Origin of the sequence: Shewanella pneumatophori (assembly GCF_023283895.1) — a bacterium.
Lineage (GTDB): Bacteria > Pseudomonadota > Gammaproteobacteria > Enterobacterales > Shewanellaceae > Shewanella > Shewanella pneumatophori.
In genome coordinates this window covers 34,276-59,779 of the sequence record NZ_JAKILB010000010.1, presented here as the reverse complement: position 1 = coordinate 59,779, position 25,504 = coordinate 34,276, and the positions used below count along the sequence as shown (strand labels likewise).

21 protein-coding genes are annotated in these 25,504 nt (G+C 43.6%); 9 read left to right on the top strand and 12 right to left on the bottom strand.

Annotated elements, in window-relative coordinates; genetic code table 11:
* Positions 1-175: 175 nt before the first annotated feature.
* Positions 176-1,126: a leucine-rich repeat domain-containing protein gene (locus L2740_RS15400; RefSeq protein WP_248951007.1), complete on the top strand. Its 951-nt coding sequence runs from the start codon at positions 176-178 to the stop codon at positions 1,124-1,126.
* Positions 1,127-1,184: 58 nt separating this feature from the next.
* Here L2740_RS15400 and L2740_RS15395 read toward each other — a convergent pair whose 3' ends face one another.
* Positions 1,185-3,695 (bottom strand): S8 family serine peptidase, encoded by a 2,511-nt coding sequence (locus L2740_RS15395; RefSeq protein ID WP_248951006.1) that lies wholly within the window; start codon positions 3,693-3,695, stop codon positions 1,185-1,187.
* Between the two features lie 463 nt (positions 3,696-4,158).
* Between L2740_RS15395 and L2740_RS15390 the strand changes: the two genes are divergently transcribed.
* Both L2740_RS15390 and L2740_RS15385 read left to right on the top strand, forming a co-directional pair.
* On the top strand, positions 4,159-4,557 hold the full coding sequence (locus L2740_RS15390) for a curlin (RefSeq protein ID WP_420833538.1): 399 nt from the start codon (positions 4,159-4,161) through the stop codon (positions 4,555-4,557).
* Between the two features lie 12 nt (positions 4,558-4,569).
* On the top strand, positions 4,570-6,081 hold the full coding sequence (locus L2740_RS15385; protein WP_248951005.1) for a curlin: 1,512 nt from the start codon (positions 4,570-4,572) through the stop codon (positions 6,079-6,081).
* 101 nt (positions 6,082-6,182) lie between these two features.
* Here the strand turns inward: L2740_RS15385 and L2740_RS15380 are convergent, their stop codons facing one another.
* The 6 genes from L2740_RS15380 to L2740_RS15355 all read right to left on the bottom strand — a co-directional run bounded on the left by L2740_RS15380 (position 6,183) and on the right by L2740_RS15355 (position 11,031).
* Entirely contained in the window at positions 6,183-6,848 is a 666-nt protein-coding gene (locus L2740_RS15380; RefSeq protein WP_248951004.1) for a response regulator transcription factor, read from the bottom strand.
* Positions 6,849-7,117: 269 nt separating this feature from the next.
* Positions 7,118-7,879, bottom strand: a complete 762-nt coding sequence (locus L2740_RS15375) for a CsgG/HfaB family protein (protein WP_248951003.1) — start codon at positions 7,877-7,879, stop codon at positions 7,118-7,120.
* A gap of 3 nt (positions 7,880-7,882) precedes the next feature.
* Complete coding sequence (locus L2740_RS15370) at positions 7,883-8,269, bottom strand: curli assembly protein CsgF (RefSeq protein WP_248951002.1); 387 nt, start codon at positions 8,267-8,269, stop codon at positions 7,883-7,885.
* Positions 8,270-8,279: 10 nt separating this feature from the next.
* Positions 8,280-8,675 (bottom strand): curli production assembly/transport protein CsgE, encoded by a 396-nt coding sequence (locus L2740_RS15365; protein WP_248951001.1) that lies wholly within the window; start codon positions 8,673-8,675, stop codon positions 8,280-8,282.
* Positions 8,676-8,962: 287 nt separating this feature from the next.
* A complete protein-coding gene (ssb, locus tag L2740_RS15360) occupies positions 8,963-9,631 on the bottom strand; it encodes a single-stranded DNA-binding protein (RefSeq protein ID WP_248951000.1) in 669 nt (222 codons plus the stop codon).
* A 32-nt stretch (positions 9,632-9,663) separates the two neighbouring features.
* A complete protein-coding gene (locus L2740_RS15355; RefSeq protein ID WP_248950999.1) occupies positions 9,664-11,031 on the bottom strand; it encodes an MFS transporter in 1,368 nt (455 codons plus the stop codon).
* Positions 11,032-11,296: 265 nt separating this feature from the next.
* Here L2740_RS15355 and uvrA point away from each other — a divergent pair, with 265 nt between their 5' ends.
* From uvrA to L2740_RS15335, 4 genes are all read left to right on the top strand, one after another.
* The gene (gene uvrA / locus L2740_RS15350; RefSeq protein ID WP_248950998.1) at positions 11,297-14,137 is read left to right on the top strand and encodes an excinuclease ABC subunit UvrA; all 2,841 of its coding nucleotides are present in this window, start codon (positions 11,297-11,299) and stop codon (positions 14,135-14,137) included.
* Between the two features lie 22 nt (positions 14,138-14,159).
* The gene (locus L2740_RS15345) at positions 14,160-14,474 is read left to right on the top strand and encodes a hypothetical protein (RefSeq protein ID WP_248950997.1); all 315 of its coding nucleotides are present in this window, start codon (positions 14,160-14,162) and stop codon (positions 14,472-14,474) included.
* Between the two features lie 77 nt (positions 14,475-14,551).
* Positions 14,552-15,508: a M28 family peptidase gene (locus tag L2740_RS15340; RefSeq protein WP_248950996.1), complete on the top strand. Its 957-nt coding sequence runs from the start codon at positions 14,552-14,554 to the stop codon at positions 15,506-15,508.
* A 228-nt stretch (positions 15,509-15,736) separates the two neighbouring features.
* Positions 15,737-17,584, top strand: a complete 1,848-nt coding sequence (locus L2740_RS15335) for a DEAD/DEAH box helicase (RefSeq protein WP_248950995.1) — start codon at positions 15,737-15,739, stop codon at positions 17,582-17,584.
* A 327-nt stretch (positions 17,585-17,911) separates the two neighbouring features.
* Here the strand turns inward: L2740_RS15335 and L2740_RS15330 are convergent, their stop codons facing one another.
* From L2740_RS15330 to metB, 5 genes are all read right to left on the bottom strand, one after another.
* Positions 17,912-18,871 (bottom strand): DMT family transporter, encoded by a 960-nt coding sequence (locus L2740_RS15330; RefSeq protein ID WP_248950994.1) that lies wholly within the window; start codon positions 18,869-18,871, stop codon positions 17,912-17,914.
* Positions 18,872-18,936: 65 nt separating this feature from the next.
* Positions 18,937-19,185 carry a cysteine-rich CWC family protein gene (locus L2740_RS15325; protein ID WP_248950993.1) on the bottom strand — a complete coding sequence of 83 codons (249 nt, stop codon included), beginning with the start codon at positions 19,183-19,185 and terminating at the stop codon, positions 18,937-18,939.
* 267 nt (positions 19,186-19,452) lie between these two features.
* On the bottom strand, positions 19,453-20,343 hold the full coding sequence (gene metF / locus L2740_RS15320) for a methylenetetrahydrofolate reductase (RefSeq protein ID WP_248950992.1): 891 nt from the start codon (positions 20,341-20,343) through the stop codon (positions 19,453-19,455).
* A 212-nt stretch (positions 20,344-20,555) separates the two neighbouring features.
* On the bottom strand, positions 20,556-22,949 hold the full coding sequence (locus L2740_RS15315; protein WP_248950991.1) for a bifunctional aspartate kinase/homoserine dehydrogenase II: 2,394 nt from the start codon (positions 22,947-22,949) through the stop codon (positions 20,556-20,558).
* Between the two features lie 15 nt (positions 22,950-22,964).
* Positions 22,965-24,125 (bottom strand): cystathionine gamma-synthase, encoded by a 1,161-nt coding sequence (metB, locus tag L2740_RS15310; protein ID WP_248950990.1) that lies wholly within the window; start codon positions 24,123-24,125, stop codon positions 22,965-22,967.
* A 211-nt stretch (positions 24,126-24,336) separates the two neighbouring features.
* On the opposite strand from metB, the gene metJ reads away from it, so the two are divergent.
* Together metJ and L2740_RS15300 are read left to right on the top strand one after the other, a co-directional pair.
* Positions 24,337-24,651: a met regulon transcriptional regulator MetJ gene (metJ, locus tag L2740_RS15305; protein ID WP_012153825.1), complete on the top strand. Its 315-nt coding sequence runs from the start codon at positions 24,337-24,339 to the stop codon at positions 24,649-24,651.
* A gap of 120 nt (positions 24,652-24,771) precedes the next feature.
* The gene (locus L2740_RS15300; RefSeq protein ID WP_248950989.1) at positions 24,772-25,503 is read left to right on the top strand and encodes a sulfite exporter TauE/SafE family protein; all 732 of its coding nucleotides are present in this window, start codon (positions 24,772-24,774) and stop codon (positions 25,501-25,503) included.
* Position 25,504 lies beyond the last annotated feature (1 nt).

Below are 25,504 nucleotides of genomic sequence, written 5' to 3'. Positions count from 1 at the left end.
TGCATTTATCCAAGTCCCGCTTCAAGAGTGAGCCTTACACTTGGTCAAACTAATATTAACAATTGAGTTAAAGATAGCTAATTTAGATGAAAACCTTATTAAATATAGTGACTTGAAAACGAATAACTTAACAAGATAATATGCCCGCCTACATTCAAATCAGACACTCAACATTATGAATAATAAAACGATTATAGCGGTATTAGTAGGGCTACTGTCTTCAGCTCAGGCTCAAGCTGCTAACTCAGTAGAACAACTTGTTTTTGCAGATGCTAATTTTAAAAAGTGTGTAGAAGTTCATCGCGTCACAGATCCAAGCCAAACTAAAAAGTTAAATTGTCGCCATTTACCGATGAACAGTGTTAATGATTTGAAATTCTTTCCAGCACTAGAAACAGTAACCTTAGCTGGACCACAGATAAGTACGATTGATTTAAGCCATAACCCAAAGCTAAAAGACCTTTCAATTAGCTCAAAGCAATTAAACACAATCGATTTAAGCCATAGTCCTCAGCTAGAATCTTTAAGCCTAGATGCTAAGTTAATTAGTAAAATTGATCTTAGCCACAACTCTAAATTGCAAGAATTAGCAGTCATGTCTGCCAAATTGACTGAGATTAATTTAAGTCACACGCCAAAGTTAGAAGAACTAAATCTATCATTTAACCAACTAAACTCACTGGATCTTAGTCACACACCTTTACTGACTGATCTTGCCATTGTGGGTAATCAACTGACTGAACTTGATCTCAGCAATGTGCCAGCATTACGTTACTTTTCAGCCAAAGAAAACCAATTCACATCAATAGATTTCAGCGCCAACAAAGCCCTAGTACAAATTGATTTAGGCTCAAACAAACTTAATGAACTTAAGTTGCCTGTAAATAACCAAATCTCAAGTTTGGGGCTTATGTATAACCAGCTAACTAAATTAGATGTAAGCCATAGCCCTAAATTAACTAAGCTGTACATCACTGATAATAAAATCAGCAAACTCGATGTTAGCCACAACCCTAAATTGCGTAAGCTATGGGCAACGGGGAATCCTATATCTGCGGTTGATATTAGTCACAATGAAAAGCTCAGTGATTATGAGTTTGAAGAATCAACAAAAATTAGTGAATAAGCGCTAATCCCAATAAAAAAGCGGCCTAATGGCCGCTTTAAACGCAATCAACGAACTTCTAGAAAGAAGCTGTTATCACGTCAGAACAAAGGCTGCTTGTAGCTTCGCAGATCTTGTATTCTACTGATGCTGGTGCATCAGTGAAACGATCACGGTAGCGGCCATCATTACGCGTAGTTGCAATTACATTGCCGTCACGATAAATAACTACATCATCGCCAGCAGCACCATCCCAAGTTAAGTCAACTAATGCGCTTCCGCGACGAGATAGCTTAGTACGTGTAACTGCTGCTGTAATACTATGCTCAAACACTTCAACATCCATTGTTGCTGTATCAGTATTTCCGTCAGCATCTGTTACTAGCATAGAAACAGTGTAAGTTCCTGCTACAGCATAAACATGTGACGGGCTCATATCTGTTGATACGCTGCCATCACCGAGATCCCAGTTATAGCTAACGATGTCATCATTCACATCACTACTTAAGTTAGTAAAGGCGACATTCAAACCATCAACTGCATAGCTAAAGTCAGCAATTGGCGCAGCAGGAGCGGCTTCACCCACGCCAGAAATGACTAATCCCCAACTATTAAGTGTTCCTGTATCACTGCCAACATTATCATCAACAGATAGACTCCAAGTACCAGTCGCAACTTCGCCATTAAATGCGCTTAAGTCCCAGCTTTTAACAATATCATCTGCACTACCACCTTCACGGTTATGTAATACAACTTCTGTACCCGCTGGTGAGGTTAGTGTTACGGCTAAATCACCAATCCAAGTATGTGAAATATCAACATTGGCATTAACACCAAACACTTGAACATCATCTGCAACATCAATAGTACTCACAATACCTGGAGCATTATCAGGAATAGCCACAGAGTCAGTGTTAGTGTATGTAAAGTCCTGCAGCCCTTGTGGTAACACGCTCAACGAAACAGCTTTGTCTTTAACTGTTGAACCATCATCACCGGTCACTGTAATGGTGTAGTCACCCCATGCAGCCGCAGCATCAGTTGCTACATTAACAGTAAACGAATCACCAGCCACTGCGCTATTACTTGATAAAGTTACACCAGCTAGCGCCGGTGATACAGCAACTGACAATGCAACTGTGCCATCCCAACCAGCGACACTGCCAACACTATAATCGAAGCTGATTGAACTTCCCGCTTCAACGGTTTGCGAAGCAGGAGTCACAGTAAAGCGGTATCCAGGATCTGGATCTGCGAGATCAAGAGCATTAGCCACATTGAGGCGAGAGCCTGCAACAGTTTTACCCGTTAGATCCGCATTCACATCACCAGAGTCCATCAATAACTGTTTCATTTCAGTTGGTGAAAGATCTGGGTTAATAGACCATACCAATGCCGCAGCGCCCGCAACATGCGGTGTTGCCATAGAAGTACCAGAGAAAGTTGAATAAGTATTACCCGGAGTAGTTGATAGAATTGCCGAGCCTGGAGCGCCCATATCAACACTCGTTAAACCCCACTGAGAAAAACTCGACATTGCATCATTGCGATCGGTACTGGCAATCGCCATCACTACGTCAGAGTCGTAACTTGCCGGATAACTTGCACTAGCGTCATTGTCATAAGCACCGTTACCAGCTGCTGCAACAAATAAAATCCCTGCATCACCACCAGATTCAATGGCATCTTTTAACGCTTGGCTAAATCCACCGCCGCCCCAAGAGTTGTTGGTCGCTTTAATATCAACACCATGATTCACTTTTAAGTCAGTCATATAATCAATACAGGCAATAGCGCCCTCAGTAGAACCTGAGCCGCTAGCATTCAAGAACTGACAACCAATGATACTAACATCCCAGTTTACACCTACTACACCGACTCCATTATTTCCGGAAGCCCCGATAGTACCCGCCACGTGAGTACCATGGCCGTTGTCATCCATCGGGTCGCCGCTATTATTATTAGCATTGAAACCATGGATATCATCAATTACACCGTTAGCATCATCATCAATACCGTTGCCAGGGATCTCATTAGGGTTAGTCCACATATTGGCTTGCAAATCTGGGTGGTTATAATCAACACCAGTATCAATCACACCTATTACAATAGAGCTATCACCCGTTGTAATGTCCCACGCTTCAACAGCATCAATATCAGCATCAGCAGTGCCGCCGTCTTGGCCGGTATTATTTAGTCCCCATAACGACACAAAATCTGGATCATCTGGTGTACCGATAGCCTTAATAACATAGTTTGGTTCAGCGTATTTAACCGCAGGATGGCGGCTAATAATCTTAATTGCTTGCCCCACATCAGAGCCAGCTCTTAAAGTTAATCTAGCTAACTTACCATCAAGCAAATTAGCAAAACGATCATCAACACCATTGGCGTCGAGATCTCGCATTGAACCACGCACTAAACGCTGTGCAGATTCACGTTCTGCCTTAGTGGCATTGTCTTTATAAACAACGATAAGTGAGTCTTTAATATATTCAGGTTGCACAACAGACTTAGCTTGTGCAGGTACAGCCGAAACCGCAATTACTCCGGCGATAGCGACTGCTAACGGTGTTAACTTTTTCAACATAACAGGTCCCTTTAATCCTTTAAGTATCCCCAATTTGGCGCACTAAACGTCTCCATAAGCAGCAAGCTTGCAAGTGAATTACGTCTATGCGCCTCGAGCTTTTTAACCGTAAGGATTGTTGCCATAGTGACAGTTCATTTAAAAGTAGGCGTAATTCATTTAGCACTAAACTACTAATCCCATGGAATTACAAAAAACCTTTAATAACTCAAATAAAAGATAAAAAAACCAATATGGCCATATAGTTAACTTGAAATTGGATTATTTAACTACAGTAAAAAGCCCTTCGAATAAGTAGACCTTTTTCTGATTGCGACAAAAAAGCAGCAAGGTAACTTGAGTCGCAGATCTGGCGAACAGCCTTTTAAGAACGTTCACCAGCAAACAGCAAAGTGAAGCTAGCTGCACTTTGTAATTGAAAGAAAAGGAGCGTTAAGTGTCCGTTTTTAAAACAATTGGAGCCATCTTTGCCCTCACGCTTTATTCAGCCTCATGTCTTGGTGATGAATCTAAGCTAGGAGCCTACGAGCTGCCCATAACACTACAAACACTTCTCGAGAGTTCAGGCCGAGACAACGTTATTAACCTTGCACAATCTGGTGTGCTGAATCAGGCAACGCTTAGCCAGCTTGGTGAAGATAATATCGCGGACTTATTACAAGTCGGCAGCAACAATCAGGCTGATATTTTGCAGTATGGTCAAGATAACGAAGTCGAACTCTTACAATCTGGTAATGATAATCAAGCCTCTATCACCCAGATTGGCAATGACAATTTAGTACAAATTAATCAGCTGGGGAGTGCCAGTTTTTCAATTGAACAGATTGCAGATGGTGCCGCAATCACAATTACTCAATATTAAAGGGAGCGTCAAATGAGATCGCAAACAACTAAAACTATGATTGCGTTAGCCATTACAGCAAGTTTAGGTATGAGCAGCGCTGCGCTAGCGGATTCAGCTAACACTGCAGAAATTACTCAAACAACAGCTGCATCAGGCGCAGTTTTTGGCCAGGATGCTACGGTAAACCAAACAGGAGATCTAAACATTGCTACTGTTGATCAAACTGGTGATGCACAAGAAGCAAACGTTGTTCAAGACGGCGTATGGCATGAAGCTTATGTTGACTCAACTGGTGAAGGTAATGTGATTGATATCAACCAAACTGAAGATTGGCATATTTCAGCAGCTGACGTAACAGGCAACGACAACTCACTCACTGTAGAGCAAAGCGGCTTCTTCAGTGAAACAGATATCGATATCACTGGCGATGGCAACGAAGCGACCGTTACTCAACTAGGTGAGCAAAACAGCGCAGTAGTTGAGTTAATCGGTGACGAAAATACAAGTTACGTAGAACAAGACGGAAACAATAACTTTGCAACATTTCGTGTAGAGGGTGATGCTAATGACGGTGATATTACCCAGTTCGGTGATAATAACGTAGCAGGTTTTGTGTCATTGGACATTACACCTAATGTTGGCAATAACAATGACGTTGAAGTGTATCAAGAAGGTAATGATAACCTTGGTGCAGTAAAAGGTGTTGAAGGAGACAACAACAACTTTATCGTATCGCAAGAAGGCGATAGCAACACAGGTTTTGTATATGAGCTGACTGGTTCTGAAAATGAAATTGAAATAGATCAAATAGGCACTAGCAATACAGCTTTCCTAGCACTAGCAACTGGCGATGATAACGATATCGAAATAGAACAAGATGGTATGTCTAACACTATTGGCGATACGTTAATTGCTGAAATTCAGGGTAGCGACAACATGATTCGCATCGAACAAGATGGCGATAACAATGGTGCTGAGTTCCAAGTTTTTGGTGACCAAAATAGCTTAATGCTAGATCAAGAAGGAACGGGGAACTTTGCCACTATCGGTCAATATGGTAACGATAATGATGTATCAATCATGTCTGATGGTGATGATAACCAAGCTGTTGCTTTCACACAATTTGATGATAACGGTATCGAAATAGCGCAAGAAGGTAATGAAAACTTCGGATACGCTGATGTGGTAGGTTTTGGTAACGATGTTGATATTGAGCAAGATGGCAATGCAAACGAAGCCTTAGTTTCGGTTGTTGGTTTTGATAATACTGAAGTTGAAATGACCCAAGAGGGTGAGCTTAACCTTATCGACCTAATTATTGTTGGCGATGAGAATATTGCAACAATCGCACAAACAGGTAACGGTAACTGGGTTGGTGGTGAAAGTATCGATTCTTTTGAAGTTAGCGGAGTTGATAACAGCCTGAATATCGCACAAACAGGTAATGACAACTTAGTTATGGGTTCACAAACTGGTTCAGGCAACGTAATTAACGTTTCTCAAACTGGTGATTTCAACACTGCTACAGTGATGCAAAACTAGAAGCTAGACTAAAAGTAAAAATTAAAAAAGGGAGCGCTAGCTCCCTTTCTTAATATGTGAAATACATAAACTAAATCACTAACTTTAAATCGCAAAATGACCTAAGAACACAGCTCAAATTGGCTTTGATAAGTCTGTGCCCAACGTAATAACTCAACTCTATTACGTGATTGTGTCTTTCTGAAAATAGAAGATATATGCGCTTTGACTGTATGCTCACTAATACAAAGTTGATGAGCAATCTCTTTATTACGCGCACCACTTGAAACAAGTTGGATAATGGTTCTTTCGCGATCGGTTAGCATTTGTAGCATAACAACAGTGTCCTGTAATGACTCTCCACCGTTATCAAGACGCTTAACCAAATGATTAAACATTTCGCTAAGCAAAACCCTGTCGTACCACAGCTCATTAGCAACCATTTTACGCAAACCCGTCAGTAGTAAATCCATACCCTGATCGGCATACAATAAACCTTTAATGCCAAGCAACATTGCGGCCTTAGGATCTAAGGTATTGCGCTCAACTTGGTATAGCGCAATTGGATATTGCGACACTAATCTAGCAGCAACCAACGGGATCCCTTTGCTATCTAGTGCAGTTCCTTTTTGAGCGACTAGAAAAAAACGATTACATTCCTTTGCCAAAACTAAATCCGAAGGCTTTTTTATCACTCGAGTTTTTAAGCCAATTGATTCGGCTAAAATAGCCAAATGACAAGGTGATGCAACCTGATGAATAAACACTAACTCATCAATTTTACTCATTGAATTCTCTCCATGAATCTGACTGAGCCACAAATGTTAAAGAGTAAGGTAATCCTTTGCTCCTCTGCACTACTCCGCTGCGGCAATAAGCACTTAACATTAATATAACATTGCGAAGTGAATAGCTACAAAAAGCTGCTTTAACAACCAAATTATCCGTAAATAAAAAGGTACGAGGTAGAAAGGACTGAATATTGAATACTAAATAAAAGATAACCAAGAAAAGGCCCTTGCAGAGCCTATTCACATAGATCTATAACTTGTGGTAGTTAAGCTGGCGCCCAGTATCCCATGGCAACGCCTTTATCTACCAATTCGGCAACAGCGAGCTCAATGGCTTGTAATACACAAAACTGCACCGGCTCATTGGTAGTAAATCCAACCTCTGCCTCAGCAAGTCGATTAAGGCTAGTAAAACGGATTAAACCTGCACGCATTTCTTGGGAAAATACCCGCTTAGTCGTTGAAACTGACATCATAACTTTGCCCGTATGTACATCTACGGCGCGCAAGTAAATAGTCACTTGATCTTCACGATACATCTCCGAAGCACCTATACCGTAATATTCTACGCCGGCACCACCAGTGCTAATGTTAGTCTCATAGCTAATAATGCCCCCCTCTAATAGCAAGCGAGCATTGGTTAACTGTGGCACATCCTCTTTCTTAGATTTAGCAGGCTGCTTTTTAGTTATTTTTCGCTCAGTCAGTAAATTCTGCAGCCCCTCTCTTTCAACTGGCGTAAACCACTTAGAATCAAGCAGCGTTTGCACTAACATAGAGGTAGCGCCTTGAGTTACAGCGGTTGAAAAAGAACTAACATTTTGCTGTGGCTTATATTGCCCTGTTTGATCTCTAAAAGAGTAAACAGCGACAGGAATTGGAAACTTAGGGCCAGGTTTCGCCATTAGCGCCTGCATCGTTTCGCTAGTTGGGTTGAGCTTGGCCTCTGTTATATTTAGCTCAGGCTTAGGAATAAGACTGCAGCCACACAAACCAAGTGCAATCATAAAAGTAGTTAAACGTTTCATGTTTTACCCTCCGTATGTTGGCATTTCAATCACTGTGACTTCACCAGTGATTAAATTGGTGATAGTAAGCATCACTCCACCACCAATAGAGGCCACTTCAATCCGGAAGTCCCCCGTATCGTATGTTCCATCAGTAATTTCCCCGCTGGCGACACCACGGGTAATAGTATTCATAATATTGCGCTCTAGAGACTCTTTAAAACGAGAAACAAAATCCTCTTCCGTCGTTTTGGCGGTATGATCATTTTGTGCATTCGCCTTATTAAGCAAATAAGATCCATTAAGCGCTGAGCCGCCAAAACTGGGATTAATTGGCGTATAAACTAACTCTGTTGCCTGTACTGAATTAGCCAAGAATGCAGTGGCTAAAATTAACATCCTGTTATTCATTTTAGTTATCCTAATATCCGTCTGAACTATCTGCTAACTCCCCTGTAATGGCATTTGCTCTAACTCGAGCAAGATGATCTATGGTGAGTAATATAGCTTGTTCTGCTCTTTCTTTTATCGGGCTAGCTCTGCGCCCAAAGTGAGTTTTATAGATCGTAACGCCATTAACCTCCAAAGTAAGCAAGGTTCCAGCTTGAGGGAAAACCGTCTCATATAAAGTGACATTAAAGCCCTGTGTAAACGGCAAGTCTCGCCAATAACTTGAATAGTAAAAACTAAAGTCCTTGCCAAAGCGCGTTAAGGTTCTATCAATTACTAAGCCACTGATCTCAATATCGCTGTCCTGCGCCCAAGTAGGCAATGAACAGCAAAAAATCAGTAAAAAAATTGAAAGCTTTACCCGCATCGCAAATACAACCCCTGCATTTAATAAGTAGCAATATTCAAATAAACCCGCTTGCAACTGGCACGACTAAGCCCATCGACTTATCGGTTTTCTACACTAGCAGTAATTGAATTGGTTTTGACGCCTGCTTTAACCGGTTTGCAGCAAAGCGAACAAACGTAGAAAAAAGGCGTAGTACATTTGGGTAGGATTATGTTTTACGAATTACAGCCATAAAAAAGCCCAGCTACTCGCTGGGCTTTCAATGTTCACGCTAACTTTATTGCCATACTTGGCTCAAGTGAGATCTAGAACGGAATATCGTCATCCCAGCCATCATCCAAATCTGGAGTGAAGTTCTGCTGTGGCTGCGGAGCTGGACGCTGTTGTGGCGCTTGCTGCGGAGCTGGTGCAGATTGTGGCTTAGGTGCATAACCACCTTGTTGAGGTGCTTGTTGCTGCTGTTGCGGTTGCTGTTGGTAACCACCTTGCTGAGCTGGAGCTTGTGGCTTCGGCTGGTAACTATTTTGCTGTGGTTGCTGCTGTTGCTGTGAACCATAACCACCTTGCTGCTGTTGCTGGCCACCATAGTTCTGGTTGCCACCTTGAGATGGAGCACCAGCATTTTGGTTACGGCTACCTAGCATTTGCATGCTACCACCTTGATCAACAACCACTTCAGTGCTGTAACGATCTTGACCGCTTTGGTCTTTCCACTTACGAGTCTGTAGTTTGCCTTCAAGGTAAACTTGAGAGCCTTTACGTAAATACTCACCAGTGATTTCAGCTAGTTTGCCGAACATCACAACACGGTGCCATTCAGTACGCTCTTGCTGTTGACCTTGTTGGTCTTTCCAAGACTCACTTGTCGCCACGGTAATGTTGGCTACGGCATTGCCATTTGGCATGTAACGTACTTCAGGATCTTGTCCTAAATTACCGACCAAAATTACTTTATTGACACCACGACTAGCCATTGAAATCTCCTGGAACGTATATTAAATTTTTACTAATCGACAGAGCGTAACACAGCTCTGGCTTCTCTCAAATCGAAATGGTCATCTACTTTTAAATAAGCCACTTTCTCTTCGAGTACTACTATCGCTTCTGACACACCGGTAAGTGCCGACAACTCAGTCGCCATGCTCACTGCACTCTGTTTATCAGTCACATTAGCTTCTAATGTGTAACTCTTCAAAAGCACTGGATTTTTCATGCCAAAGGTCAATAAAAACCAAATAACCATCAAGCCTAATGCAACGGCAAATACCCCTGATGCACCTAATAATTCATAGGCGCCACCGCCTAATAAACCACCACAAAATGCACCTAAAAATTGACTAGTAGAATAAACGCCCATCGCCGAGCCTTTATCACCCACAGGGCAAAATTTTGCAATTAGGCTTGGTAGTGATGCTTCTAGGTAATTAAAGCCGGTAAAGAACAGCACCACTGCAATACTTAACATAATTAAGTTATCAGCAAACATAGCCATTGAACCTAGAGCGGCCATCATAATCAGCAGTGCAACTTGGAACATGCCTTTAGTATTATTGCGCTTAACCCCAATAATAATCAGCGGTACCATTAAAAAGAACGCGCCCATAAAGGCAGGAAAATACAGCATCCAGTGCTCTTCTTTGGCAAGTCCAGCATCGACGAGATCCAGTGGCAGGGCGACGAACACAGCGGTCAAGACTAAATGCAGGATAAAAATACCGGCATCGAGTCTAAATAACTGCGGGTCCATTAACATGCGCTTGAGCTTTTCTGGCGCAGCAACCGTATCGCCCTTAGGTGCTTGTGAAATAGGATTAGGAACTAAAGCCTGTACGATAACCATACCCAGCAATGCAAGACCTGCGGTCATAAAGAATAGCCCTGACAAGCCTAGATGCTGCGCTACAATCGGGCCAACGAGCAGTGATAACGCGAACGAAAAACCGATACACATACCGATAATCGCCATCACTTTAGTGCGCTGCTCATCACGGGTTAAGTCAGCAGCTAACGCCAAAACCGCCGCAGCAATTGCGCCCATGCCTTGTAAGGCGCGCCCAGCGACCACGCCGTAAATGGTTTCGGCATTGGCAGCTACTAAGCTACCGAGAGCAAAAATAAGTAATCCGGCTAAGATGATGGGTTTGCGGCCAAATTTGTCAGATAAAATCCCCATTGGGATCTGTAGAATTGCTTGCGTTAAACCATATGCGCCAATCGCAATACCCACCCATAAAGGCGAGAATCCCTCAAGGTGTTGCCCATAAAGCGCAAAAACAGGCATGATCATAAACAAGCCCATCATGCGTAAGCCAAATACACTGGCTAAAGAAAACGCGACTTTTTTCTCAGTCTTAGAAAGTCCGTTGTTGGCCATGCCCCCGCCCTGATCAGTCAACCTTAATTAGGTCGCGGAGTTTATCACGAAGTTTTTCATAGCCCAAAAGTAAAAACTAAAGATGTATAGTCAAGCCATGTTTTAAGTTCTTGCTTGCCAAAGCGCCTCTATCAAAGGAGTTAAGGGCTGCGCCATGGAAAAATCTGTTTTGTCACCTACAATTGATAGCCAGTTCTGTCTATTTCCTGAGGCAAATTTGTGAGATACTTAACCACTTTTTTCGGCTTTGAGATCTGAACGCTAGATGGAAAATATTGAAGTACGTGGTGCTCGTACCCACAATCTTAAAAACATCAACCTGACCATTCCTCGCGACAAACTTATCGTGATCACAGGACTTTCGGGTTCAGGTAAATCTTCTCTAGCGTTTGATACGTTATATGCAGAAGGCCAACGACGTTATGTCGAGTCTTTATCTGCTTATGCGCGTCAATTCTTAAGCTTGATGGAAAAGCCAGATGTTGACCATATTGAAGGTTTAAGCCCCGCAATTTCCATCGAACAAAAATCAACGTCTCATAACCCGCGTTCAACCGTGGGTACTATTACCGAAATCTACGATTATTTACGTCTGCTATTTGCTCGTGTTGGTGAGCCGCGCTGTCCAACTCATGGTGAGCCGTTAGCCGCACAAACCGTCAGCCAGATGGTCGACAAGGTGCTTGAGCTGCCAGAAGACAGCCGTCAAATGTTACTCGCGCCAGTGATTAACAACCGTAAAGGTGAGCACGTTAAGCTATTAGAAAGCTTATCTGCGCAAGGTTATATCCGCGCCCGTATCGATGGTGAAGTCTGCGATTTAACCGATCCGCCAGAGCTAGATCTTCACGTCAAACACACCATTGAAGTGGTGGTCGACCGCTTTAAAGTACGTGGTGATATCAAGCAGCGTTTGGCCGAATCATTTGAAACAGCGCTTGAGCTTTCAGGCGGTATCGCCAAGATTGCCAGCATGGATCCTGCTGAAGGCAAAAATAAGCCTGAAGAGCATGTGTTCTCAGCTAACTTTGCTTGCCCAGTTTGTGGCTACTCAATGGCAGAACTTGAGCCACGCATATTCTCGTTTAACAACCCTGCAGGTGCTTGCCAAACCTGTGATGGTTTAGGCGTGCAGCAGTTTTTTGACCCTGAACGCGTGATCACCAACACCGAGCTTTCATTAGCAGGCGGTGCAATTCGCGGCTGGGACAGACGTAATTTCTATTACTTCCAAATGCTGACCTCGCTTGCCGAGCATTACAAATTTGATATTGAAAAGCCGTTTGAGCAACTAAGCGACGAAGTACGTAAAATTGTACTTTACGGCTCAGGCAAACAAAGCATTGCTTTTAAATACATCAATGACCGCGGCGATGTCGTTGTTAGAAATCACCCATTTGAAGGGATTTTAAACAACATGGATCGCCGTTACCGCGAAACCGAGTCAAATGCGGTACGTGATGAGCTAACCAAATTTATCAACACACAATCTTGCCAAAGCTGTGGCGGCTCACGTCTGCGTGAAGAAGCCCGTAACGTGTTTATTGAAGATCTAAATCTTCCTGTTTTGACTCAGTGGTCTATCGGCGAAGCCATGGACTACTTTGACAAACTGGAGCTAACTGGCCAACGCGCCCAAATTGCCGAAAAAATCCTTAAAGAGGTACGCGATCGCTTAGGCTTCTTAGTGAATGTTGGCTTGAATTACTTAAGTCTTTCACGCTCTGCTGACACATTGTCAGGCGGTGAAGCGCAGCGAATTCGTCTTGCCAGCCAAATTGGTGCCGGCCTTGTTGGCGTAATGTACGTGTTAGACGAACCATCAATTGGTCTGCATCAACGTGATAACGAGCGCTTGCTACAAACCCTTATTCATCTGCGCGATCTCGGTAACACTGTGATTGTGGTTGAACACGATGAAGATGCGATTCGTATGGCTGATCACGTGATTGATATCGGCCCAGGTGCCGGTGTGCACGGTGGTCAAGTGATTGGTGAAGGAACCTTACAAGACCTACTTAACTGCAAAGAGTCCATCACAGGTCAGTACCTGTCTGGTGAAAAGCAGATCCACATCAAAACTGAACGTACTGAGTTTAACCCAAGTAAGCTTATCGAGCTATTTGGCGCATCGGGTAACAACCTACAAGATGTTGATTTGCAAATACCTGTTGGTTTATTTACCTGTATCACAGGTGTGTCTGGCTCAGGTAAATCAACACTGATTAATGACACATTCTACAAAATTGCTCACATGCAACTTAACGGCGCGACTGTTGATGAGCCAGCACCTTATAAGAAAGTCGTGGGTATGGATCACTGCGATAAAGTGGTCGATATCGACCAAAGCCCAATTGGCCGCACACCACGCTCTAATCCTGCGACTTATACTGGTATTTTCACCCCAATTCGTGAGCTATTTGCTGCAACACAAGAGTCGCGAACTCGTGGTTATCAGCCTGGTCGTTTCTCGTTTAACGTTAAAGGTGGCCGCTGTGAGGCTTGCCAGGGCGATGGCTTAATCAAGGTAGAAATGCACTTTTTACCAGATGTGTATGTGCCGTGTGATAGCTGTAAAGGTCAGCGCTATAACCGCGAAACACTAGATGTGCGCTTTAAAGGCAAAAACATTCATGAAGTGCTGCAGATGACAGTTGAAGAAGCGCGTCCGTTCTTCGAGGCTATTCCTGCTGTTGCCCGTAAACTACAAACCTTAATGGATGTAGGCTTATCTTATATTCGTTTAGGCCAAAGTGCGACTACCTTATCAGGCGGTGAAGCGCAGCGAGTTAAACTCGCCAAAGAGCTGTCAAAACGTGATACAGGTAAAACACTGTACATTCTAGATGAGCCAACAACAGGTTTGCACTTTGCAGATATTCAATTGTTATTAGATGTACTGCATCGCCTCAAGTCGCACGGCAACACTATCGTTGTTATTGAGCATAACCTTGATGTGATTAAAACCGCTGACTGGATTATCGATCTTGGACCTGAAGGTGGCTCAGGCGGTGGGACCATTTTGGTTGCCGGTACCCCTGAAGAAGTTGCAGAACATACCGAGTCCCATACCGCACGCTTTTTAAAGCCACTTTTAACTAAGTAATTAAAGGTTTAAAAAGCAAAAAATGCACTTTGGTAATCTCTTTTTAAGCTTGGGCCTAGTGTTTTCACTCGGCCTTTTACTTACTGCCGTGGTGGACCCTTTGATCGGTAGTTGTAGTATTCATAGCGCTAGAGTCATTAGCAGCGATAAAGAATCAAGTACGATTGCACTGCCAAACGGCACAGTATCGAGTGTGGCGGTAGGCAACCTCAAAGAGCAGTCGTTAATTCAAGTCGGTGCTAAGCGGCGCTTGTTCTCACGGGTAAAAGTGTACAAGGTTAAAGCCATTGACCTACCGCAGGTTAACAAAAACGTTATGCAATTCAGCCAAATATAAGTTTACTTGTTTTGGGCTCAGTAAGCCGATAACTTGCTAACATAATAGTTAGCAAGTTATCAAAAAGGCGAAAATGGATGTTGCGTTTACTGTGCTTAATTATATTTGTATCACTGAGTGGCTGCGCTTCTAACCCAAGCTGCAATAAAACACCGGAGCTCAGTTGGGCTAACACTGCAACGATAACCGCCGATATTAAAACCCTCACCAGTAGCGACATGGCCGGCCGTAAAACTGGCTCTCCAGGCGCAGCGCTTGCCCGTGATTTTCTCCAACAACGCTTTCAACAAATTGGACTTGAGCCATTTCAAGGACAATACCAACATCCTTTTACTTATCACAGCTCATTTAGCAATAAAGTAGGTATCAATATTATTGGTGTTGTGCCTGCTAGCTCTCCTAGTGACAACTGGCGCATGGTAATTGCCCATTACGACCATTTAGGTGGCAGCAATAAACGTTATTACCCAGGTGCAGATGATAATGCATCTGGCATAGCAGGTTTACTGCAACTGGCTCAACACGCAGCAAAGCAAACAAGCAAAGTAAACTTACTTTTCATTGCAACTGATGCCGAAGAGCCCGGTTTGTACGGCGCCTATGGGTTAACCGAGCAATTAGCTTTAACTGCCACAACGCCGCAAGCTGAGCAAATACAACTCGCTGTAAACCTAGATATGATTGGCAGACCCAATAGAACGAAAGCGATTTATATAGAGGGGCTTAGAAGATTCTCATCAGCTGTAGAGATCCGTAAAACTTTAACTCAAGATAATCAATTATGTATACGCACTCAGCAACCTAAAAGCTTTGACGGCTCCGCCATCACTGTTGATTACCTAAGAGCATCTGATCATTACCCACTGCATAAAGCTGGCATTCCTTGGCTGTATTTTGGCGTTCCGACCCACAGGGATTATCACCAACCAACGGATACACTGGAAAAGCTAAATATTAACTTTATTGCAGCAGTAAGCGAATCTGCGTACCAATTGCTAAAAATAGATACTTTACTGCTACAAAATTCCCATTAACGTGAACAAAGACTGACTTTTCATTGTCTGTAAATCATTATTTGGCCTACTATTTGCTTTGTAATTCGATAAAAATTCAAGATTAATTGGTATTACCAATTAGGTGCTGCTATACTAGTCGGCTTACTGATACGTTTTCGGTGCGGGAAGTCGACACGGGGTTGATTTTCTGTCTATTACACTTAAGCACATACTAATGTGCTCAGCTATTCCACAAGGCTACAACCCATGTCATCCAATGAAAAAACTTTCCGCGAACTCGGTCTTGCCGAGCCTTTGTTGCGTGCTCTTGACGAGTTAGGTTACGAAAAACCAACTCCAATTCAGGCCGCAAGTATCGAGCCTCTAATGGCTGGTAAAGATATTTTAGGTCAAGCACAAACTGGTACAGGTAAAACAGGTGCTTTCGCACTACCTCTACTAAACAGCATTGACCCAACGACTAATGCACCACAAATTCTAGTACTAGCACCAACTCGTGAACTTGCAGTTCAGGTTGCAGAAGCATTTGCTAGCTACGCAAAATTCATGAAAGGTCTACACGTTCTGCCAATTTACGGCGGACAAAGCATGCACCAGCAGTTAAATGCATTGCGTCGTGGTCCTCAAATCATCGTTGGTACTCCAGGCCGTGTTATGGACCATATGCGTCGTGGCACACTTAAGCTTGATACATTAAAAGCTATGGTACTGGACGAAGCTGATGAAATGCTAAAAATGGGCTTCATCGATGATATCGAATGGATCCTTGAGCACACGCCTAAGTCTCGCCAATTAGCGCTATTCTCTGCAACTATGCCTGAGCAGATTAAGCGTGTTGCTAACAAATACCTAAATGAGCCACAGCATGTAAGCATCGCTGCGACTCATACTACAGTTGAAACAATCGAACAGCGTTTCGTACAAGTTTCACAACACAATAAGCTAGAAGCACTTGTACGCGTTCTAGAAGTTGAGAAGACTGAAGGTATCATTATCTTCGTTCGTACTCGTAATAGCTGTGTTGAACTAGCTGAGAAGTTAGAAGCCCGCGGTTACGCTTCATCACCACTACACGGTGACATGAACCAACAAGCACGTGAGCGTGCAGTTGACCAACTTAAGCGTGGCAAGCTAGATATTATTATTGCAACTGACGTTGCGGCACGTGGTCTAGATGTTGAGCGTATCGGTCACGTAGTTAACTTTGATATCCCTTACGATACTGAAGCTTACGTTCACCGTATTGGTCGTACTGGCCGTGCTGGTCGTACAGGTATGGCAATTCTATTCGTTACTCACCGTGAAATGCGTATGCTACGCACTATCGAGCGTGCGACTAAGAGCCGTATTTCACCAATGGATATCCCTAGCCCAGAAACAGTGACTGAACGTCGTCTATCTCGTCTAGGTGAGCAAGTTGCTGAAATCATTTCTCAAGATCTTGAGTTCATGAAAGGTGCTGTTGCAACTTTATGTCAAGAACTTGAAGTCGATACCGACGTACTTGCAGCAGCATTGCTACACCAAGTACAAAAAGATCGTCCACTGCAGTTACCTGCAATGAACGAACGTCAACGTGATAGCCGTGACGACCGTAACTCTCGTGACCGCAATGATCGTGGCCCACGTGATCGTGGCGACCGTCCACGTCGTGAATCTCGCCCAACACCTGCTAACCTAGGTGCTGCTGATTCACTAAAAGATAATCCAGACGTTAAAATGTGCCGTTACATCATTGATGTAGGTCGTGACAACGGTGTTGGCGTAGGTAACATCGTTGGTGCAGTTGCTAACGAAGCAAACATCGACAGCCGTTACATTGGTCAAATCCAGTTGTTCGACCAAGTAACAGCAATTGACTTGCCAGATGGTATGCCAAAAGAAGTATTACAGCACCTTAAGAAAGTACGTGTTTGTGGTCGTCCACTAAACATCCGTGAAGCTGCTGGCGAAACTTTTGCTAATACTTCTGGTGGCGACAGCCGTCCACCACGTCGTCCACGTAACGACCGCCGCCCATCAGGTGATCGTAGCGACCGTCGTCCTTCTGGTGACAGAAAGCCGCACCGTAAAGGTCCAAGAGACGCTGAATAAGTCTTTAAGTTAAGAACTTAAGTTCGATAACGACACCTAAAAAGGAGCCATAAGGCTCCTTTTTTGTATCTCTAATTTGTGAACATTGCTCGTTTGCTTTTGATGACTTAATGGCTATTAATACAATAACTAATTCAAGCCTATGGTTGTCACTCTAGGTTAAATGGCTTCACACCTGAGTCTAAGCACCTTTGACTTAGTCCCACTTCTAACCAGAGACATTCGTTCATAGCGACTATCTGGGTAAACAGATTTTAAACAATAAAAAACCACCTATTAAGGTGGTTTTTATCTTATCTAATAGCAACTAAAGCTATTATCTAAATATTAAGCTGCCGCTTGCTTCAACGCTCTGCGCTTTTGCCAGATAGGCGATAACTGCACAACGATCACTGAGGCTATAATCAACACGATTCCGCTAAAGGATAACGGGTCGATAATCGCGCCTTTAATCAGGTCACTCCACCACCCTAAACTGACCACGATTGCCGTTAAGGTAAAACTAATCACTGGCGTTAACGCCAGCATTGCGCTCACCTGACCCGTAGGCCAATACTTCATTGACTGACCAAAGCAGCCATAAGCAATTAAGGTGTTAATCGCACAGAATATCGCAATAGCCCATTCATTGCTGTTCATTGAGGCAAATTGGCTCAAATCGCTAAATGGTGCCATAGCAAAAATGCCAAACAAGTAGATGAATAACAGAATGTTATTTGGAGATAATCGCTTAATCATCGACTTTTGAATGAGTGCATAGCTTGCCCACGATAAAACCGAGAATTGGACAATCAGTACACCTTTCCATACGTCAGAAGGCCCAGCAGAAAATCCTAGATAAGGATGGAAGAACATCAACATTCCCAATGCTAACGTCGCAAAACAACTAAGCTGTATTGCATTAAGCTTTTCTTTAAAAAATAACATACCACCGAAAGCTAAAAAGAACGGCGCGGTTTGAAAGTTTAGCTGAGCTGAACCCGGCGCTAAATATTTAAGCGAATAAACAAAAGACACGTAGTTAAAAATTAAAAAGATCCCTGCTAGGGTCAACTTAATCCAAGACGCTTTATCTAGCCCTTTAAATTGTTTAATGCTGCCGCTAACGCATTGAATAGCGAAACTCACCACTAACGCAACCAGAAATCGAAACCAAGTTAAGGTAACAGGGTCGATAAACATTCCCGATAGTTTAAGAGCAATGGGCAATAAACCCCAAAAAAGAACTGCTACTGAAATAAAGATTAAACCGAGTTTAAACTCAGCACGCTGAGTAAGCGTATCCATGATGTGCTCGATACAGATAAAAGAAGAACGGCATAGTGCCTTAAACGACCATGATTGGTCTAGAATTAATCAACCTGCTTATACAAAGCATGCTTCATCGCAAGTTCAGCCTTTATTGAATTTAGACAAGACTCACAAATACAGGCTGAACCATCAAGTGTCACTAACACCTCTTCGGTTAACACCTTAGTTAAGCCCTCTTTAGTCAAATACGGTTGTGTATTACACCAGCATTCATTTATATCTCCGCCCAATGTCACCGCACAGCGATTTAGCTTTTGGCATAAAGGGCAGTTTTCTGTTTGTTGTTTCACTTATTGACTCTCGTTATCCGCTGTAGACATGGTAGTGCTCAAGGAAGTATTAGCGTTATAAGCCGGTGCTCTGCACTCAAAGCTCGCCTATCTGGCTTTAAAATAGTTTATATAAGAATATACCAGCGAGGTATATTTCTGGCTGCTTTCCTGCACTTAAAATAGCTAAAATTAAAAGAAGATTGAGCCAGCTACTAAGCAGAAAAAGACACAAAAAACCAACAACTCAAAAAGCTGTTGGTTTTATTGGTTAACCTAGCTAAGTATCTACTTGCCAGGGCGAACACCTAATGTGTGACAAATCGCATAAGTCAGTTCAGCACGGTTTAGGGTGTAGAAGTGAAAGTCTTTCACGCCTTCACGAGACAGTACCTTAACCATATCAATCGCCACGTTAGCGCCGACCATCTGACGAGTTGTAGCATCATCTTCTAGCCCTTCAAACTGACGGTGTAACCAGCTTGGAATTGACACGTTTGTCATAGCAGCAAAGCGCTTAGTTTGATTGAAGTTGGTTACAGGTAAAATGCCCGGTACAATTTCAGCTTCAATGCCTGCAGCCGCGCAGCGGTCACGAAAACGTAAGTAAGACTCAACGTCAAAGAAGAACTGGGTAATGGCGCGGTTGGCCCCGGCATCAATCTTCTTTTTCAAATGAATAAGGTCAGCCTGTGCGTTACTCGCATCAGGGTGCACCTCTGGGTAAGCCGCAACTGAAATATCAAAGTCAGCCACCGAGCGCAATAGACTCACAAGATCATTGGCAAAGCGAGTTGGTTTTGGGCTGCCATCGGGTAAATCACCACGCAGTGCCACGATGTCACGAATACCGCTATTCCAATAATGCTTAGCCAGCTCTTTTAATTCTTCATCGCTAGCATCGACTAAAGTTAAGTGCGGCGCTGCCAACAGATTAGTCTCTTGTTGGATGCGCTCAATGACACTGTGGGTTCTGTCTCGAACGCCAGAATTAGCGCCATAAGTCACTGAAACAAATTTAGGGTTTAGTGGTTCTAAACGGCGGATAGAGTTCCACAGTAAAGTTTCCATCTCTGGAGTTGAAGGCGGGAAAAATTCAAAAGAAACGTTAATGTCACCATTAAGCTCAGATAAGCTTTGGTTTAGCGACGTAGCATGTTGCGCATGATGAAAACCCATTTCTACTTCCTCAACTTCACATTAGATTTTATTTTAATTTAGACGTTTGGACGTCTATATGTCCATATACTAGAGAAACTGAGATTGAAGTCAAGCTTAAAAAGCAGGCAAATGAGTTTTTTTCTTAGAACAATATATAAACATTCAACGAGACAACAAAAAAGGACTCAACTGAGTCCTTTTTGATGTTTATTCATTGAAGTACATGAAAATTATTCTTGTAACAGGTCACGGCAGATATGCGCGAGATCTGACTGCACAGCGGCGGCTGTTACTAATCGGCCAGCGCCTGGACCTCTAATGATCAGCGGATTGTCTTGATAAAACTCGCTGCGAATAACAAACACGTTATCACCTGGAGTCAGGTTAGCATAAGGGTGACTATTATCGACCCATTGGATGCCCACTTCAGCTTTCAGCTTGCCTTCAACTTTATCTAATGAGGCCACATATCTCAGCACTTTATCTTGCTCTGCTGCGGTCACAAATTGCTGTAGCATGTCCGCATCAAGTTCATCAATTCGTGACAAGAACTGCTCTAACGATAACTCTGCCAATTCAGCGGGCACTAGCGACTTTAGCTCAATATCATCAAGCTCAATTTCAAAGCCGATTTCACGGGCCAAAATCAAAAGCTTACGCTGCATATCACGGCCAGATAGGTCGTCACGCGGATCAGGCTCGGTGATCCCTAATCCTTTTGCTTCTAACACCAGTTCCGAGAACGGCTTTTTAGCATCGAAGTTTTCAAATAGCCAACATAAAGTACCAGAGAAAATACCACCAACCGCTTCAATACTATCGCCACTGTTGTGTAGATCGTTAAGTGCGTGTTGAACAGGTAATCCAGCGCCACAGCTGGCGTTATAGCGCCAAAATAAACGGCGATTATCCAACTGCTGCTTAAGCTCTAGATAGAAAGGCAGTGGCCCTGAGCCGGCTAGCTTATTAGCACTGACCACATGAATGCCACGAGCGAAAAACTCTGGGTATTGCAGGGTCAAATCGGCACTGGCACTAATATCTAATGCAATAACTTCATCACACTCAAGCTGATGTAGCTCATCAAATAACGTATCATATTGCCATGGCGTCGCTGCACTCTCAAAAGCGGACTTCCAGCTGTCGAGCTCAATCCCATCATCGCTTATCAAGGCTTTTTTTGAACTCAGTAAACCAACAAGTTCAACACTGGCTTCAAGCTCTTTATTTAACGCTGCTTGTGCACTTGCAAACAGCTCAACCCAAGCCTCACCTATATTGCCCACACCAAGCAGCAATACGCCAATGCGCTTGCGAGGGCCAGCACAGCGACGATGCACTTTCTGGGTTAGCAAATTAACTTGGCTTTGCGGCACTAAAGTGACAAGGCTCATACCATCATTAAATAGTGGTCTAGCATTACGACTTAACAAACGTGCAAAGCCACGGCGATAAAGGTTTGCATCAGCGCTAACTAAGGCGACAAGTCCTAAGTTATCAGTGATTTTGATATCACTTACGCCAAGCGCTTCGCTATTAGCTTCGAGTAAAGCAAGTACCTGCTTTTGGTTTTCAAGGGTGACTGTTAACTCGATGCGATTTTGACCTAGTTCCCAATGCGCTAAAGGGCTGAGGCCGGCTTCATCTAATAACGCGATAAAAGACTTAAACTGAGTTTTTAGCTCAAGGTTGAATAACGCAACGCTATTTAAGTTAGTCACAACCGGTGCACTCGCTGACGAGCTTTTAGGTGCAATCAAGGTAAAGTCAGTATGTGAAGCGTAACTTGAGCGAACCGCTAAGCTCACTTCAGTATCAAACAGTGGTTGCAACGTACGGTTATGCAGCACAGGCGAGCCAAGGTGCGCCAAGCGATTAGCTTCAGCTAATGACAAGCTGCTTAGCAACTTAGCATCATTGATTTTATTTGGGTCGGCGTTAAATACACCTTCCACGTCGGTCCAAATTGTCACGCGCTCAATGTCGGCCAAACTCGCGATTAAGGTTGCGCTAAAGTCAGAGCCGTTGCGGCCAAGTAACAGGGTATCACCACGCTCATTGGCGCAGATAAAACCGGTAATGATCAAACGCTCATTAGGATGAGCCTCAATCATGGTTTGCACGCGTTGACGAGATTCTTGCAGGCGAATTTGCGGCACGGCAGCTTCATCGGCAATTAACAGTGTGCGTGCATCAACATCCGATGCAGCAACACCAGATTCACGAAGTAACGCCGCCAATAAACGTGCAGACCAACGCTCACCAAAGCTCACCACTTGGCTGCTTTGGTAATCATTAATCGATGGAATAGATAACAAGCTGATCAGTTGTGACTGATCAGTCGATAAACGTTCGCGTAATGAACGTGCTTGCTCATTAGAAAGCAGTTGCTCGATTAGGTTTTGCTGAAAACTAATCAGCGTTTGTAGCTCTTCTTGCCACAACTGTTTGGTTGAGCTTAGCTCAAGTAACTTATATAAAAAGTTAGTGCTTTTACCTGCAGCAGACACCACAACCAAGTCATCGCTGTGACCGTGCGTCAGTAAGATATGAGCAACGCGACGGTAACAGTCTGCATCAGCCAGACTAGAGCCACCAAATTTATGTAAGTGACAGCGTGCCATCGTATACCCCTTTAATTAACAAGCAGCTGCGGCATTAAGCGCAGCTTCAATATCGGCAACAAGATCGTCAGCATCTTCGATACCAACAGAAAGACGGATCAGCGTATCTTTAACCCCTGCTTCAGCGCGAGCCTCTGGCTCCATCGCTCTATGGGTCATAGTTGCCGGCACAGCCACTAAGCTTTCCACGCCACCTAAGCTTTCTGCAACTGAAAAATAATTAAGATTTTTTAAGAATGCCACTAACTCAGGCTCGCCACCTTCAAGCTCAAAGCTCAACATAGCGCCAAAGCCTTTTTGCTGTTTAGCTGCGATCTCATGACCGGGATGATCTTTCAGCCCTGGGTAATAAACCTTAGATACCGCTTTATGCTTGACTAGAGTATCAAGAATTCGCTGTGCATTCGCCTGATGTTCACGAATTCGCACTGCAAGTGTGCGAATTCCGCGCAAAGTGAGATAGCTGTCAAATGCTGAGCCAGTTAAGCCCAAGGTATTTGACCACCAATGCAGCAATTCCCCCACCTCAGGGTCTTTAGCAACCACGGCGCCACCTACAACATCGCTGTGACCATTTATGTATTTGGTGGTTGAGTGAATAACGATATCAGCGCCGAGTAAAAGCGGTTGCTGCAAAATAGGCGACAAGAAAGTGTTGTCAACTACAACGAGTGCGCCCACTTCATGACTCGCCGCGCAAATGGCTTCAATATCGACCACTCGTAGTAAAGGGTTAGACGGCGTTTCTAGCCAAACCATTTTAGGTTTCTGGGCAATAGCTTGATTAAGCGCTTGTGAGTCAGTTTGATCGACCACTATTAACTTGAATTGACCTTTCTTAGCCAGATTAGTAAATAAGCGGTAACTGCCACCGTAACAATCATGCGGCACCACAATTAAATCATCAGGGCCAAGTAAGCTAGTGGCTAGTGTAATAGCTGCCATGCCTGTGCAAGTCACAACACCAGTAGCGCCTTTTTCAAGCTCAGCAATCGCGTCACCAAGAATTGAACGGGTTGGGTTACCAGAGCGACTATAGTCAAAATCTCTTGGATTTTTATGTCCATCAAAAGAGTAGTTAGTAGATAGGTAAATCGGTGGAACAACCGCTCCATGTTGGCTATCGGACTCAATGCCTTGACGCACTGCCGCAGTGGCTAGTTTACGCTCAGTCATGTACTACTCCTTTATATGCTGATTTTCTTCTAAGAGATGTCTGGACGTCTAAATGTACCGAACCACACAGGTATCGTCAACCACTTTAGACGTTTAGACGTCCATGCATATAGAAATCTATTTGCAATTGTCATAAATAAGAGGCAATAATTTGACTGCACAATTTAAAGGGTTAAAATCTGCCCCGAATTTTGAAATAACAGGTGAGTCAATGACTGAGTGGAATGGCGATTATATCAGCCCATATGCTGAACACGGCAAAAAGAATGAACAAGTGAAAAAAATTACTGTGTCCATTCCTTTGAAAGTACTTAAGGTACTTACCGATGAACGCACCCGCCGCCAAGTGAACAACTTGCGTCACGCCACAAACAGTGAACTGTTATGCGAAGCATTCTTGCACGCATACACAGGCCAACCATTACCAAACGATGCCGATCTAACCAAAGATAAACCTGACAGCATGCCTGCAGAAGTGAAGCGTTTGATGGATGAGATGGGCATTGAGTGGGAAGAACTTGAATAATCTTCATCGATTATCCAAATATACTTTCTAGATAAGGACTGCTAAGCAGTCCTTATCTATTTCTGGCCTAAGCACAAGCTTAAGCAGCATTCCGCTTTAGCCTCACGGCTGGATAAACCTATGATAAATCCGATTACCCTACTGCTGGCGTCACTGATTATTTTTTGTGGCGCATTAACCCAAAGCTTAATTGGTTTTGGCTTGGCCGTTGTTGCTAGCCCTTTGTTATATATTGTGGATCCTAGCTTAGTGCCAGCGCCCGTTATCATGATGGGGTTTTCAATTGCCCTGCTGACACTTTTTAGAGAACGCGGCCAATTAGAGTTTAACGGGCTTCAATATGCACTATTAGGCCGCATTCCTGGAGGGATCTTAGGCGCAACCTTAATTCTTATAGCACCGCAACCAATTTTAGGATTAGCCATTGCAGGGATTGTTGCACTAGCGGTTGGTTTAAGCCTGATGAAATTCAGCATTCCGGTGAATCGCTTAAGCTTATTTATCGCGGGAGTGTTATCAGGGGTATTTGGCAATATTGCTGCTATTGGTGGTCCGCCTTTAGCCATTTTGCTGTCAGGTAAAGATGCCAGTCAGTTCCGCGCAGCGTTATCGGCCTTTTTCATTTTCAGCTCGATGATAGCACTAATCATTTTAGGTTTTGCGGGGCTACTGACCTTGCAGCACTTTTATACCTCACTGATGCTGCTACCAGCTGTAGTATTAGGTTATCTGGTTGCGGGGCGCTTAGTTGGCCGAGTCGACAAACAAAAAACTAGAGCTATCACGCTAGCATTATGTGCCCTAAGCGCACTTATCCTGACGGTTAAATCGACTTACGAATTACTCGGCTAGA